The organism is Herbaspirillum sp. SJZ106 (assembly GCF_006715495.1).
Lineage (GTDB): Bacteria > Pseudomonadota > Gammaproteobacteria > Burkholderiales > Burkholderiaceae_D > Herbaspirillum.
Map to the genome: position 1 here is coordinate 826333 of NZ_VFNI01000001.1, position 13923 is coordinate 840255.

At 63.9% G+C, this 13923-nt stretch carries 11 protein-coding genes; all 11 read left to right on the forward strand.

Going from position 1 to position 13923, the window contains the following annotated elements; genetic code table 11:
- The first annotated feature begins 25 nt into the window (after positions 1-25).
- The 11 genes from FB598_RS03640 to FB598_RS03690 all read left to right on the forward strand — a co-directional run bounded on the left by FB598_RS03640 (position 26) and on the right by FB598_RS03690 (position 13912).
- Positions 26-1915, forward strand: coding sequence for an MFS transporter (locus FB598_RS03640; RefSeq protein WP_141912946.1), 1890 nt, complete (start codon positions 26-28; stop codon positions 1913-1915).
- Positions 1916-2029: 114 nt separating this feature from the next.
- A complete protein-coding gene (gene aroC / locus FB598_RS03645) occupies positions 2030-3118 on the forward strand; it encodes a chorismate synthase (protein ID WP_141912949.1) in 1089 nt (362 codons plus the stop codon).
- Positions 3119-3347: 229 nt separating this feature from the next.
- The gene (locus tag FB598_RS03650; RefSeq protein WP_183405820.1) at positions 3348-4142 is read left to right on the forward strand and encodes a M48 family metallopeptidase; all 795 of its coding nucleotides are present in this window, start codon (positions 3348-3350) and stop codon (positions 4140-4142) included.
- A gap of 217 nt (positions 4143-4359) precedes the next feature.
- Positions 4360-5760 (forward strand): 3-isopropylmalate dehydratase large subunit, encoded by a 1401-nt coding sequence (leuC, locus tag FB598_RS03655; protein ID WP_141912954.1) that lies wholly within the window; start codon positions 4360-4362, stop codon positions 5758-5760.
- 20 nt (positions 5761-5780) lie between these two features.
- Positions 5781-5912, forward strand: coding sequence for an entericidin A/B family lipoprotein (locus tag FB598_RS03660; protein ID WP_141912956.1), 132 nt, complete (start codon positions 5781-5783; stop codon positions 5910-5912).
- Between the two features lie 102 nt (positions 5913-6014).
- Positions 6015-6662, forward strand: coding sequence for a 3-isopropylmalate dehydratase small subunit (gene leuD, locus FB598_RS03665; RefSeq protein WP_141912958.1), 648 nt, complete (start codon positions 6015-6017; stop codon positions 6660-6662).
- Positions 6663-6751: 89 nt separating this feature from the next.
- Positions 6752-7822: a 3-isopropylmalate dehydrogenase gene (gene leuB, locus FB598_RS03670; RefSeq protein WP_141912960.1), complete on the forward strand. Its 1071-nt coding sequence runs from the start codon at positions 6752-6754 to the stop codon at positions 7820-7822.
- A 107-nt stretch (positions 7823-7929) separates the two neighbouring features.
- A complete protein-coding gene (gene asd, locus FB598_RS03675) occupies positions 7930-9042 on the forward strand; it encodes an aspartate-semialdehyde dehydrogenase (protein ID WP_141913342.1) in 1113 nt (370 codons plus the stop codon).
- Positions 9043-9560: 518 nt separating this feature from the next.
- On the forward strand, positions 9561-12134 hold the full coding sequence (locus FB598_RS03680) for a FimV/HubP family polar landmark protein (RefSeq protein WP_141912963.1): 2574 nt from the start codon (positions 9561-9563) through the stop codon (positions 12132-12134).
- Between the two features lie 139 nt (positions 12135-12273).
- Entirely contained in the window at positions 12274-13191 is a 918-nt protein-coding gene (locus FB598_RS03685; protein WP_141912965.1) for a tRNA pseudouridine(38-40) synthase TruA, read from the forward strand.
- Between the two features lie 52 nt (positions 13192-13243).
- Positions 13244-13912, forward strand: coding sequence for a phosphoribosylanthranilate isomerase (locus tag FB598_RS03690; protein ID WP_141912968.1), 669 nt, complete (start codon positions 13244-13246; stop codon positions 13910-13912).
- Positions 13913-13923: the final 11 nt, after the last annotated feature.

Genomic DNA, 13923 nt, shown 5'->3' on the forward strand with positions numbered 1-13923 from the left:
CCCGATTACAGCCACCGACTTCTCCATGCAAAAGAATAACCAGTTCGCCTTGTTGGCCCAGCGACGTTTCGCCCCTTTCTTCTGGACCCAGTTCCTCGGCGCGCTCAACGACAACGTCTTCAAGACCGCGCTGCTGACCATCCTGACCTACGACGCGCTGTCGTGGACCGACCTGGATACCGGGCTGCTCAACAACCTCATTCCCGGCCTGTTCATCCTGCCGTTCTTCTTGTTCTCCGCCACCGCCGGCCAGTTGGCCGACAAGCTGGAGAAGGGGCGCGTGGCGCGCTTCGTCAAGCTGCTGGAAATCGCCATCATGGCCGTGGCCGCGTATGGCTGGATGACCCATCATCTCTGGCTGCTGGTGGCGGCGGTGGTCGGCATGGGCATCCACTCGACCATCTTCGGGCCGGTGAAATACGCCTACCTGCCGCAGCAGCTGAAGCGCGAGGAACTGATCGGCGGCAACGGCGTGATCGAGATGGGGACGTTCGTCGGCATCCTGCTGGGCGAAATCCTGGGCGCGGTGCTGGTGGTGCATAAGCCCTGGGGGCTGGAGCTGGTGGCTGGCGTGACGCTGGGCATCGCCGTGCTGGGCTGGCTGGCCAGCCTGGGCATCCCGCACTCGCCGGCGCCCGTGCCCGAGTTGAAGGTCAACTGGAACCCGTTCACCGAGACCGTGCGCAACATCGGCTTTTCGCGCCGCAACCGTCCGGTGTTCCTGGCGCTGCTGGGCAATTCATGGTTCTGGTTTTACGGCGCCATCATGCTGGCGCAGTTTCCGCTTTATGCGAAGAATTACCTGCATGGCGACCATAGCGTGTTCGTGCTGCTGCTGGCGGTGTTCTCGGTCGGCATCGGCGCCGGTTCGCTGCTGTGCGAACGCCTGTCCGGCCACAAGGTGGAAATCGGCCTGGTGCCGTTCGGCTCCATCGGCTTGTCGGTGTTCGGCGTGGAACTCTACCTGGCCAGCCGCGGCTATGCGACGCCGGGCGCGGCGGTCGATATCGCCGGTTTCCTGGCGCAGGGCGGCAGCTGGCGCATCCTGGCCGATTGCCTGGGCATCGGCGTGTTCGGCGGGCTCTACATCGTGCCGCTGTTCGCGTTGATCCAGACGCGCTGCGACCCGGCCCACGTCTCGCGCACCATCGCCGGCATGAACATCATGAACGCGCTGTTCATGGTGGTGGCGGCACTGGTGGCGATGGTGCTGTTGAAGGCCGGCCTGACCATTCCCGAAATCTTCCTGGTGACCGCGATCCTCAATGCGCTGGTGGCGAGCTATATCTTCTCGCTGGTGCCGGAATTCCTGATGCGTTTCCTGGCCTGGCTGCTGATCCACACCTTCTACCGGGTGCGCATCGCCAACGGCCACGCCATCACCGAGCAGGGCGCCGGTGTGATCGTGTGCAACCACGTCAGCTATGTGGATGCCATCGTCATCATGGCGGCCAGCCCGCGTCCGATCCGTTTCGTGATGGACCACAAGATCTTCAAGATCCCGCTCTTGTCCTGGGTGTTTCGCACCGCCCGCGCGATACCGATTGCGCCGCTCAAGGAAGACCCGTGGCTGACCGAGAAAGCCTTCGTCGACATCGCCCAGGCATTGCATGAGGGCGAACTGGTTTGCATTTTCCCGGAAGGCAAGCTGACCCGCGACGGCGAGATCAATCCTTTCCGCGGCGGCGTGCAGAAGATTCTCGCCCGCACGCCGGTGCCGGTATTGCCGATGGCCTTGCGCGGCCTGTGGGGCAGCCTGCTGTCGCGCGACAGCAGCAATCCCTTCGCACGCTCCTTCAAGCGCGGGCTGTTTTCGCGGCTGGAGCTGGTGGTGGGGGAGGCGGTGCCGCCGGAGCAGGCGACGCCGGAGTTGCTGCAACAGAAAGTGGCGGCATTGCGCGGGCAGTGGAAGTAAGCGGCGCATGCCGTGGGGGCAGCGCCGGCAAGCCAGCCGCTCGCCGCCCGGCCCCGACGCTGGTAGAATCGATCCCTTACTCCGTCCACTGCGCATCCACTGCGATCAAGAATCATGTCCGGCAATACCTTTGGCACCCTCTTCACGGTTACCACTTTCGGCGAATCCCACGGCCCGGCCATCGGCTGCGTGATTGACGGCTGTCCGCCGGGAATGGCGCTGTCCGAGGGCGATATCCAGCCCGAGCTGGACCGCCGCCGTCCCGGCACCTCGCGCCATGTGACGCAGCGCCAGGAGCCGGATACGGTCGAGATCCTGTCAGGCGTATTCGAGGGCAAGACCACCGGCACGCCGATCGCGCTGCTGATCCGCAACCAGGACCAGCGCAGCAAGGATTACGGCAACATCCTCGACACCTTCCGCCCCGGCCATGCCGACTATGCCTACTGGCACAAGTACGGCATCCGCGATCCGCGCGGCGGCGGCCGCTCGTCGGCGCGCCTGACGGCGCCGGTGGTGGGCGCGGCCGCGATCGCCAAGAAGTGGCTGTTCGAAAAATACGGCACCACCTTCAAGGGCTGCATGAGCCAGCTGGGCGAGATTGAGATCCCGTTCGAATCCTGGGAGCATGTGTCCAACAATGCATTCTTCGCCGCCAATGCCGGCATCGTGCCGCAGCTGGAAGCGTACATGGATGCCTTGCGCAAGGAGGGCGATTCCATCGGCGCGCGCATCGACGTGGTCGCGCAGAACGTGCCGGTCGGCCTGGGCGAGCCGCTGTACGACAAGCTCGACGCCGAGATCGCCTATGCGCTGATGGGCATCAACGCGGTCAAGGGCGTGGAGATCGGCGCCGGTTTCCGCTCGGTGGCGCAGAAGGGCTCCGAGCATGGCGACGCGCTCACGCCGCAAGGCTTCGTCGGCAACAACGCCGGCGGCGTGCTGGGCGGCATTTCCACCGGGCAGGACATCACGGCCTCGATCGCCATCAAGCCGACTTCCAGCATTCGCACCCCGCGCCCGTCCATCGACAAGGCCGGCAACCCGATCGCGGTCGAAACCTTCGGCCGCCACGATCCCTGCGTGGGCATCCGCGCCACCCCCATCGCCGAGGCTATGCTGGCGCTGGTGCTGATGGATCACGCATTGCGCCATCGCGCGCAATGCGGCGACGTCAAGGTCGATACGCCGCAGTTGCGCTGATCGATTTTTCCCGAAACCAGGCCGGCCGTCGTCCAACGATCGCCGGCTTTGTTTTTGGCGAACCGTCTGCGCAAGCCATGGTCGAATCGCTCGCCTGAAATCGACAGGCGGGGAGTGAGAAATGGCGGCCAAGGCGGTATCATCGCTGTCAGGCATTCCTTCCCGACATCAAATATCAAATCTAACGGAGGCGGGCGTGGCGCTCATCAACCCCATATTGAAAAACAGCATGCTGGCCGTGGCGCTGGCAGGATTGGTCGCTTGCGAAACGGTGCAAACCACCCAGGGCGGCGCCGTCGGCATCGACCGCAAGCAGCAGATGCTGGTGTCGTCGCAGGAGATGGAGGCGGCTTCCAGCAAGGAATACGCGCAAGTGCTGGCGCAGGCCAGGGACAAGGGCCAGTTGAACCGCAGCGCCGCGCAGACGCAGCGCGTGAGGGCGGTTGCCAACCGCCTGATCCCGCAGACCGGGGTGTTTCGCCAGGATGCGCTGCAATGGAAATGGGAAGTCAACGTGCTGGCCTCGGACGAAGCCAACGCCTGGTGCATGCCCGGCGGGAAGATCGCGGTCTACAGCGGCCTGATCGACAAGCTCAATATCAGCGATGACGAACTGGCCGCGGTCATGGGCCATGAGATCGCCCACGCATTGCGCGAGCATGCGCGCGAGCGCGCTTCGCAGCAGGCGGTGGCCAATTCGGCCATTTCCCTCGGCGCGGCCTTGCTGGGCCTCGGCGATGTCGGCCAGCAAAGCGCCCAATATGCCTACATGGGATTGATGGGGCTGCCCAATTCGCGCGCCAATGAAACCGAGGCCGACCGCATCGGCGTCGAGCTGGCGGCGCGCGCCGGCTACGATCCCAAGGCGGCGGTGACCCTGTGGCAGAAGATGGCGAAGCTGGGCGGCGAGGAGCCGATGAAGTTCCTGTCGACCCATCCTTCCAGCGCGGATCGCATCGCCGACCTCACGGTGTATGCGCAACGCGTCGAGCCCTTGTACCGGCAATCCCGCAAGACGCGCTGAGCGATGCGAAGGCTTTAGTCGCTCAAGCCGAATCCATTGCCGGAAATGCCGTCCTTTTTCGATGCGCCGCTTCTTCTGCGTTTTTATTGCTGCTTCGCAGCATTATTGGCTGTTGTTGCCGCGCGCCGGAAAACGCGCCGGGAAGGGTAAGACCTGTCGCTTTATGGCATAATCGAATGCTATTTTCAACGCTCAGTGCCCTTTGCAGGACTGCAACATGCTCAAGACGCTTTACGACAAACTCTGGGAGTCGCACGTCGTTCATACGGAAGATGACGGTACCGCCATCCTGTATATCGACCGCCATCTGCTCCACGAGGTGACCAGCCCGCAAGCCTTCGAAGGCTTGAAGCTGGCCGGACGTCAACCCTGGCGTAATTCGGCCAACCTGATGGTGGCGGACCACAACGTCCCCACCACCGACCGGGCGCACGGCATCGCCGATCCCATCTCCCGCCTGCAGGTCGAGACCCTGGACGACAATGCCAAGGAATACAACCTGACGTATTTCGGCATGAACGACAAGCGCCAGGGCATCGTGCACGTGATCGGCCCTGAGCAGGGCGCCACGCTGCCGGGCATGACGGTGGTGTGCGGCGACTCGCACACGTCCACCCACGGCGCCTTCGCCGCGCTGGCGCATGGCATCGGCACTTCCGAGGTCGAGCACGTGCTGGCTACGCAGACGCTCTTGGCGCGCAAGTCCAAGTCCATGCTGGTGCAGGTCGACGGCGCGCTGCCGGCCGGCGTCACCGCCAAGGACATCGTGCTGGCCGTGATCGGCAAGATCGGCACCGCCGGCGGCACCGGCTACGCGATCGAATTCGCCGGCTCGACCATCCGCTCGCTGTCGATGGAAGGCCGCATGACGGTGTGCAACATGGCCATCGAAGCGGGCGCGCGCGCCGGCATGGTGGCCTTCGACGACACCACGATGCATTACCTGAAAGGCCGTCCGTATTCGCCCTCGGGCCCGCACTGGGAACGCGCCGTCAGCTACTGGCGTTCGCTGCATTCCGATCCGGGCGCCAAGTTCGACATGGTGGTCACGCTCAACGCCGCCGACATCAAGCCGCAGGTCACCTGGGGCACCTCGCCCGAGATGGTGGTGTCGGTCGATGCGCGCGTGCCGGACCCCGACAAGGAAAAGGACCCGACCAAGCGCGACGGCATGGAAAAGGCGCTGGCCTACATGGCCTTGAAGCCCAATACCCCGATCGAGGACATCCGCATCGACAAGGTATTCATCGGCTCCTGCACCAACTCGCGCATCGAAGACCTGCGCGAAGCGGCATCGGTGGTGCGCGGAAAATTCCGCGCTTCCAACGTCAAATTGGCGATGGTGGTGCCGGGCTCCGGCCTGGTCAAGGAACAGGCCGAGCGTGAAGGCCTGGACAAGATTTTCAAGGATGCGGGTTTCGAATGGCGCGAGCCGGGCTGCTCGATGTGCCTGGCCATGAACGCCGACCGCCTGGAACCGGGCGAGCGTTGCGCCTCGACCTCGAACCGCAACTTCGAAGGCCGCCAGGGCGCCGGCGGCCGCACCCACCTTGTGAGTCCGGCGATGGCTGCTGCCGCAGGAATCGCGGGGCATTTCGTGGATGTCCGTTCCCTGTAACCTGTAATAGAGAGAAAACCATGAGAAAAATCTCCGCCCTGTTCCTGTTGTTTGCCGCGCTCGGTTCGCTGGCCGGTTGCAATACCGTCGATGGTTTCGGCAAGGATGTGCAGACCGTCGGCGAAAAGATGCAGGACGCCAGCAAGAAGTAACAGGAAAGACCGCTCCGCACGCCATGGCGGAGCGGCCAACAGTTGAACAGCAAATAGGAAGGGCGCGCTTGCCGTTTGTGCATGTCGCGCCGACTCAGTGCCATGAATAAATTTATCGTCCATGACGGCCTGGTTGCACCGCTGGATCGCGCCAACGTCGATACCGATGCGATCATCCCGAAGCAGTTCCTGAAGTCGATCAAGCGCAGCGGCTTCGGCCCCAACCTGTTCGACGAATGGCGTTACCTCGACCACGGCGAGCCGGGCATGGACAATTCCAGGCGCCCGCTCAATCCCGACTTCGTGCTCAACCAGGAGCGCTACCAGGGCGCCTCGATCCTGTTGGCGCGCAAGAACTTCGGCTGCGGCTCCTCGCGCGAACATGCGCCGTGGGCGCTGGACCAGTACGGCTTTCGCGCCGTGATCGCGCCCAGCTTCGCGGACATCTTCTTCAACAACTGCTTCAAGAACGGCCTGCTGCCGATCGTGTTGCCGGAGCAGCAGATCGACCACCTGTTCAACGAAGTGAAGGCCTTCCCGGGCTATCGTCTGGTCATCGACCTGGAAAAGCAGGTCGTCACCACCGCCAACGGCAGCCAGGCTTTCCCGTTCGAGATCAGCGAGTTCCGCAAGTACTGCCTGATCAACGGTTTCGACGACATCGGCCTGACCCTACGCAAATCGGACATCATTCGTGCTTACGAAGAGAAACACCTGCACGAACAGCCCTGGCTGAGCAACACGATCTGAGGGTCGTAGGCGGTACAGCAAAGCAGGGCGGTCAGATGACCGCCCTTGTCATTCATAACCTTTGAACCATCTTGAGAAAAGAGAGTGCCATGAAGATTGCAATCCTGCCGGGTGACGGCATCGGTCCCGAAATCGTCGACCAGGCCGTGCGCGTCCTGAATTCGCTGGGCGAAAAGTTCGAGATGGAAACCGCACCGGTCGGCGGCGCCGGCTACGAGGCGCATGGACATCCGCTGCCGGACGGCACCCTCAAGCTGGCCAAGGAAGCCGACGCCATCCTGTTCGGCGCGGTGGGCGACTGGAAGTACGACAAGCTCGAGCGCGCGCTGCGCCCGGAGCAGGCCATCCTGGGCCTGCGCAAGCACCTGCAGCTGTTCGCCAACTTCCGTCCGGCGATCTGCTATCCGGAACTGACCGGCGCCTCTTCGCTCAAGCCCGAGCTGGTGGCGAACCTCGATATCCTGATCGTGCGCGAACTCAACGGCGACATCTATTTCGGCCAGCCGCGCGGCATGCGCGAAGCGCCGGACGGCCCGTTCAAGGGCGCGCGCGAAGGATTCGATACAATGCGCTATTCCGAACCGGAAATCCGCCGCATCGCGCACGTCGCTTTCCAGGCTGCGGCCAAGCGCGGCAAGCGCCTGTGCAGCGTGGACAAGGCCAACGTGCTGGAAACCTTCCAGTTCTGGAAGGACATCGTGACCGAGGTCGGCAAGGAGTATCCGGAGGTCGAGCTGTCGCACATGTACGTTGACAATGCCGCGATGCAACTGGTCAAGGCGCCGAAGAACTTCGACGTGATCGTGACCGGCAACATGTTCGGCGACATCCTGTCCGACGCCGCGGCCATGCTGACCGGCTCGATCGGCATGCTGCCCTCGGCCTCGCTGGACGCCAACAACAAGGGCCTGTACGAACCGTCGCACGGTTCGGCGCCGGACATCGCGGGCAAGGGCATCGCCAATCCGCTGGCGACCATCCTGTCGGCGGCGATGATGTTGCGTTTCTCGCTGAACAAGGCCCAACAGGCCGACCGTATCGAGAACGCGGTGAAGAAAGTGCTTGCGCAAGGCCTGCGCACCGCCGATATTTATGAAGCAGGCACCACCAAGGTCAATACCCAGCAGATGGGCGAGGCCGTGGTCAAGGCGCTTGGCTAAAGGACAATCCCGCCGCAAGGCGGGTTGCTCGCCGGATGGTCCGGCAAATGTGTTCAATCGACGTTGATAACCATGGAAGTTCTAGGATTTACTAATAGGGAAAGATGATGAAACTGGTTGGTTTGGTTGGCTGGCGTGGAATGGTGGGTTCGGTCCTGATGCAACGCATGCAGGACGAGGGTGATTTCGATCACATCGAACCGGTATTTTTCTCGACCTCGAATGCAGGCGGCAAAGCGCCGTCGTTCGCCAAAACGGCAACGACGCTGAAAGACGCCAACAGCATTGAAGAGCTGAAAAAATGCGACATCATTATTACCGCGCAGGGCGGCGACTACACCACCGAGATCTTCCCCAAGCTGCGCGCGGCCGGCTGGGACGGTTATTGGATCGATGCGGCGTCGACCCTGCGCATGAAGGATGATGCGGTGATCGTGCTGGATCCGGTCAACAACAATGTGATCAAGGACGCGCTGGCCAAGGGCGTCAAGAATTACATCGGCGGCAACTGCACCAACTCCATCCTGCTGATGGGCGTGGGCGGCCTGTTCAAGGAAGGTTTGGTCGAGTGGGTCAGTTCCATGACCTACCAGGCCGCTTCCGGCGGCGGTGCCAACCATATGCGCGAGCTGTTGAAGGGCATGGGCGTGATCAACGCGGCAGTGGCCGATGAACTGGCCACGCCGTCGTCGGCGATCCTGGACATCGACCGCAAGGTCGCCAAGACCATCCGCGAAGACGTGCCGACCGAGTTTTTCGGCGCGCCGCTGGCCGGCGGCCTGATCCCCTGGATCGACGCGCAGCTGGAAAACGGCCAGTCCAAGGAAGAGTGGAAGGGCCAGGCCGAAGTCAACAAGATCCTCGGCAACGAGAAGATCATCCCGGTCGACGGCCTGTGCGTGCGTATCGGCGCGATGCGTTGCCACAGCCTGGCGCTGACCATCAAGCTGAAGCGCGACCTGCCGCTGTCGGAAATCGAATCGATCATCCGCGCCGGCAACCAGTGGGTGAAATGGGTGCCGAACGAGCGTCCGGTCACGGTCAAGGAACTGACTCCGGCGGCCATCACCGGCGGCCTGGAAATCGGCGTGGGCCGCGTGCGCAAGCTCAACCAGGGGCCGGAATACATCTCGGCCTTCGTGATCGGCGACCAACTGCTGTGGGGCGCGGCCGAACCGCTGCGCCGCATGTTGCGCATCATCCTGGGCAACCTGAACTAGGTTTGCCCGGCAGTCGGCCGGATAGGCGGGTTTGATGCGTTTAGGGCCTGGTAACAGGCCCTGGGGCTTGCCTACATCGTTGTCAGTCTGCAACAATAGCCCGCCAGTGACCATGCAAGTGGTGACTGGCGGGTTTTTCTCGTCTTGAGAACTTGGTTACACTTGCGGGTGTAAGTTCTTGATGATAAGTTGAAAATCTAAATTCATTTCATGAAAGCCAACAAAATGTGGCTGGCATGCCGGCGGGATGGCCCAGTAAAGATCGCTGGCGCCATTGCTGATGCGGGCAAGCCAACAGGCTGAATTTGCTGGAGTTGATGAAATGGGTCTGAAGCCTGACTCTTCGCCCCCTGCGAGAGGCATGCTCCCCGGTGGGGCTGCCGATGGGTACAGAGCAGAGCCGGAACCGGCGCAACATCCGGGATCCGGGCGTCAACATGCACCAATCACCGCTTCCATTTGATTGAACAAGAGCGTGACGGGTTCTTAGCGGAACGTTTCTCTACGCCATATAAAACATGCCTCTGAATACAAACAAGACGCTCCCCCTGTCACAGATCAAGAAACTCAGCGCCGCGCTGGCATTGGCGCTGGCCATCCCGCTGGGCGCGCATGCCGCCGGCCTGGGCAAGCTGACCGTGCTGTCTTCCCTGGGCCAGCCGCTGCGCGCCGAGATCGAAGTCACCTCGGTGGGCGCCGACGAGGCGGACAAGCTTTCGGCCAAGCTGGCGTCGGCCGAGGCATTCAGCCGCGCCAACGTCGATTACAACCCCATCCTGTCGTCGCTGAGTTTCGCTGTCGAACAGCGCCAGGGACGCCATTTCATTCGCATCAGCTCGTCGCAGCCGGTCAGCGAGCCGTTTGTCGACCTGTTGCTGGAACTGTCGGCCGGCAATTCGAAACTGGTGCGCGAATACACCTTCCTGCTCGACCCCGCCGACAGCAAGACGCCGCGCAATGCCCAGGTCGCGCCGTTGACGCCGGGCGCGACGGCCGCCAAGGCTGAATCGACGCCAGCGGCTGCATCCGAGGCGCCGTCCCCGGCGTTGCAGCAGGTAGTGCCTGCCCGGCCGGCGCCGACGACAGTGGCTGCCGAGGCAACGCCGGCGCCAGCGGCGCGCGCGCAGATTCCGGCCAGCGGCGAAGAGCCCGCGACCACGATTGTCCAGCGTCCGGCCCCATCGGCATTGGCCGAAGAATTGATCCGTCGCCAGCAAGCATCCCCGGCCGCTACGCCTGAGTCTGCCAGCCCCGGGGCCGTGCCGGTGGCGGCAGGGCAGGCGGCGTCGGGCGAAGTGGCGCGGCCTGCGGCGGGCAAGGCAGCGGAGTACCGTGTCAAGCAGGGCGACACCCTGGCCGGCATCGCCTTGCGCAACAAGCAGGCCAACGTCTCGCTGGATCAGATGCTGATCGCGCTGTACCGCGCCAACCCTGACGCATTCATGGGCAATAACATCAACCGCCTGCGGGCCGGCCACATCCTGGCGCTCCCCGACCAGCCGACGGCGTCGGCAGTCGACCAGGATGAAGCGCATGGCATGGTGGTGGCGCAAGCGCAGGATTTCAACGCCTACCGCAACAAGCTGGCCGCGCAGGTCGCCAACGCACCCGCCGGCAAGCCTGGCGCCGACCGCCGCAGCGCAGGCGGCAAGATCACTACCCGGGTGGAGGAGCGTTCCGGCACAGCGTCCGCCAAAGACCGGCTGGAACTGTCGCGCGCCAACGGCGGCAAGGGCAATACCGGCAATGCCGGTTCGGCCGAAGAGAAGGCGGCGGCCGAGCGCGCGCTGTCCGAGGCCAATGACCGCGTCAAGGAGCTTGAGAAGAACGTCAGCGATCTCCAGAAGCTGCTGGAAATGAAGAACAAGGCCATCGCCGACCTGAGCGAGCAGCAGAAGCCGGCCGATGCCGCCCAGGCCGCGCCGGCACCGGATGCCGCCAAGCCTGGCGAGAAACCGGCCGAGCCCGAGGCGGCGCCGGCTCCGGCCGCCCCTGCGCCGGCAACGCCAGCCGTCCCGGCGCCTGCCAAGCCGGAGTCCAAGTCCGGCTTCATCGACAGCGTGCGGGAGAACCCGTACATCCTCGCGGGTGTCGGCGGCGCTGCCGCGCTGCTGGTCGCGGCATTGGGCGTGGTTGGCCTGCGCCGCCGCAAGAAAAAGGCGGAAGAGCCCGCGGCGGAAGACGCCGCGGAGCCTGAGCCTGCGTCTGCCCCCCCGGCGGCGGCAACTGCGGCCGTAGCTGAGGCCGATGCTGCTGTCGATGCCGAGCCCGTGCCGCCAGCCGCGGCAGAAGAACCGGCGGCGGAAGCGGCGCCGGCCGAGGAGGAAGGCCCGGTCGATCCGATCGCCGAGGCTGACATGTACATCGCTTACGGCCGCGACGAACAGGCCGAGGATATCCTCAAGCTGGCCTTGCAGACCCAACCCGAACGCCAGGCGCTGCATTCCAAGCTGCTGGAAATCTACGCCAAGCGCCAGGACGTGGACAGTTTCAACAAGGTCGCCCTCGACCTGCATCAACTGAGCGGCGGCCTGAATGAGGCATGGGTCAAGGCCGCCAGCCTGGGCATCGTGCTCGATCCGACCAATCCCCTGTACGGCGGCACGCCCGAAGCGCCGGCAGCGCCCGAGCCGGAAGAGCCGGGCATGGAGTTCGACCTGAGCGACTTCAAGGGCGCCGAGATCCAGCCATCCGCGGCCATGCCGGCGGTCGACCTGGGCAAGGATATCGATTTCGATCTGGACTTGGAGAATGGCGCCAAGCCGGACGACAACGAACCGATCCTGCCCGCATCGACTTCCGCCTCATCCTTGCTCGACAGCGGCGATGATGCCAAGCCGGCCATGAGCCTGGCCGACCTCGACCTGGATTTGCCGGCCGAGCCCCCGGCGCCGCCGCCGTCGGCCAACCTGCTGGAAGAGGATGAAGAATCGGCTTTCGAGGCGGAAATGACCACCAAGCTGGATCTGGCCGCTGCGTACCAGGAGATCGGCGACAAGGAAGGCGCGCGCGAATTGCTCGAAGAAGTCACGCGCGGCGGCAACGACGCCCAGGTGGCGCGGGCCAAGGACATGCTGTCGAAACTGGCCTGAACGCATCGAGCGATTACAATAGCTCCATCTCGCGGGCGCCTCGCATGAGGTGCCCGTTTGTTTTTGTGGTCCCGCATAGCGGGGCCGCATGCGTGCAATACATGCAATACATGTAATACGTGCAATACACACCAAGGCAATGACAGATACATCAGGACAATCGGGCGCGGCGGCAGAACAGGGCGCAGGCCTGCGCCGCGTGGCGCTGGGCGTGCAATACGACGGCTCGCAATGGCAGGGCTGGCAGACCCAGCCGCACCGCCAGACGGTGCAGGACCAGCTGGAAGCCGCCCTGGAGCGTTTCACCCTGCAGCGCATCGCCACTACCTGCGCCGGCCGTACCGACTCGGGCGTGCATGCGCTGGAGCAGGTGGTGCATTTCGACACGGCCATCGCGCGCGACCTGTTCTCATGGGTACGCGGCACCAATGCCTTCTTGCCGCCGAGCATTGCCGTGCGCTGGGCTTGCGAACTGCCTTATGTGGACGATGCCGCCATTGCCGCCTTGGCCGCGCAGACGGAAGAGGCGCACGGCGCCGGCCGCACCGCCATGCCGGCGCAATTCGGTTTCCACGCACGCTTTTCCGCGGTGGCGCGCACGTATCACTATGTGCTGTACAACCATCCGGTGCGCTCGCCGCTGCTGGCCGGCAAGGCCGGCTGGACCTTCCGTCCGCTGGATGCCGAACGCATGCACCGGGCCGCGCAGCACCTGATCGGCGAGCACGACTTCACCAGTTTTCGCGCGGTCGAATGCCAGGCCAAGTCGCCGGTGCGGCAGATGGAAAGCATCACCGTGCGCCGCCACGGCGATATGATCGTATTCACCTTGAAGGCCAATGCCTTCCTGCACCACATGGTGCGCAACATCGTCGGTTCGCTGATCTTCGTGGGCAACGGCAATCAGCCGCCGGAATGGATCGCCCAGGTGCTGGCCCAGCGCGACCGCAGCCGCGCCGCGCCGACCTTCATGCCGGACGGCTTGTATCTGGCGCGCGTCGACTATCCCGACACCTGGGCCCTGCCGCAGGAAGCGCGCGCCTGGCCCTGGTTGTAGCGGCGACACCCCAGCCCATGAACAACCGATAACTATCGCAGGTGCCATTGCCATGACCCACCGTACCCGAATCAAGATCTGCGGCCTGACCCGCAAGGAAGACGTCGCCGCCGCCGTGGCCAGCGGGGCCGATGCCGTCGGTTTCGTGTTCTACCCCAAGAGTCCGCGTTATGTGACCGCGCAGCAGGCCGCCGAACTGGCCGCCGGCGTGCCGCCGTTCGTCAGCACGGTCGGGCTGTTCGTCAACCCGAGCGTCGAAGAGGTGAGGGCAGTGCTGGCGCAGGTGCCGTTGACGCTGTTGCAATTCCACGGCGACGAGACGCCGCAGCAATGCGCGGCTATCGCCGCCGCCGTGGTGCGCCCCTTCATGCGCGCCGCGCGCATCGGAAGCGCTACGCAGCCTGCTGATTTGCTAGAATACGAGCTTCAATATCGCTCTGCCAGCCCGTTCTTCAACGGCTTGCTGCTCGACACCCTGGTCGAGCAATATGGCGGCAGCGGAAAGGTCTTCGATTGGTCAGTCATTCCAAAAGAACTCGCGCCTCGGGCCGTTTTAAGTGGTGGCTTGAGCGTGCACAACGCCACTGAGGCGGTGGCTGGCGTTCGTCCCTATGCGGTCGACATCAGCAGCGGTGTCGAAGCCGCCAAGGGCATCAAGGATGCCGCCAGGATTGCCGCCTTCATACAAGCGGTTCGCCTGGCGGATGCTACGCAAGCGTAGCGCGCAACCTG

Excerpts from the sequence above, each read along its gene's own strand:
- leuB (WP_141912960.1), top strand. The coding sequence starts at position 6,752 with ATGAAGATTGCAATCCTGCCGGGTGACGGCATCGGTCCCGAAATCGTC.
- asd (WP_141913342.1), top strand. The coding sequence starts at position 7,930 with ATGAAACTGGTTGGTTTGGTTGGCTGGCGTGGAATGGTGGGTTCGGTC.
- aroC (WP_141912949.1), top strand. The coding sequence starts at position 2,030 with ATGTCCGGCAATACCTTTGGCACCCTCTTCACGGTTACCACTTTCGGC.
- FB598_RS03685 (WP_141912965.1), top strand. The coding sequence starts at position 12,274 with ATGACAGATACATCAGGACAATCGGGCGCGGCGGCAGAACAGGGCGCA.
- FB598_RS03650 (WP_183405820.1), top strand. The coding sequence starts at position 3,348 with ATGCTGGCCGTGGCGCTGGCAGGATTGGTCGCTTGCGAAACGGTGCAA.
- leuD (WP_141912958.1), top strand. The coding sequence starts at position 6,015 with ATGAATAAATTTATCGTCCATGACGGCCTGGTTGCACCGCTGGATCGC.
- FB598_RS03640 (WP_141912946.1), top strand. The coding sequence starts at position 26 with ATGCAAAAGAATAACCAGTTCGCCTTGTTGGCCCAGCGACGTTTCGCC.
- leuC (WP_141912954.1), top strand. The coding sequence starts at position 4,360 with ATGCTCAAGACGCTTTACGACAAACTCTGGGAGTCGCACGTCGTTCAT.
- FB598_RS03660 (WP_141912956.1), top strand. The coding sequence starts at position 5,781 with ATGAGAAAAATCTCCGCCCTGTTCCTGTTGTTTGCCGCGCTCGGTTCG.
- FB598_RS03680 (WP_141912963.1), top strand. The coding sequence starts at position 9,561 with ATGCCTCTGAATACAAACAAGACGCTCCCCCTGTCACAGATCAAGAAA.
- FB598_RS03690 (WP_141912968.1), top strand. The coding sequence starts at position 13,244 with ATGACCCACCGTACCCGAATCAAGATCTGCGGCCTGACCCGCAAGGAA.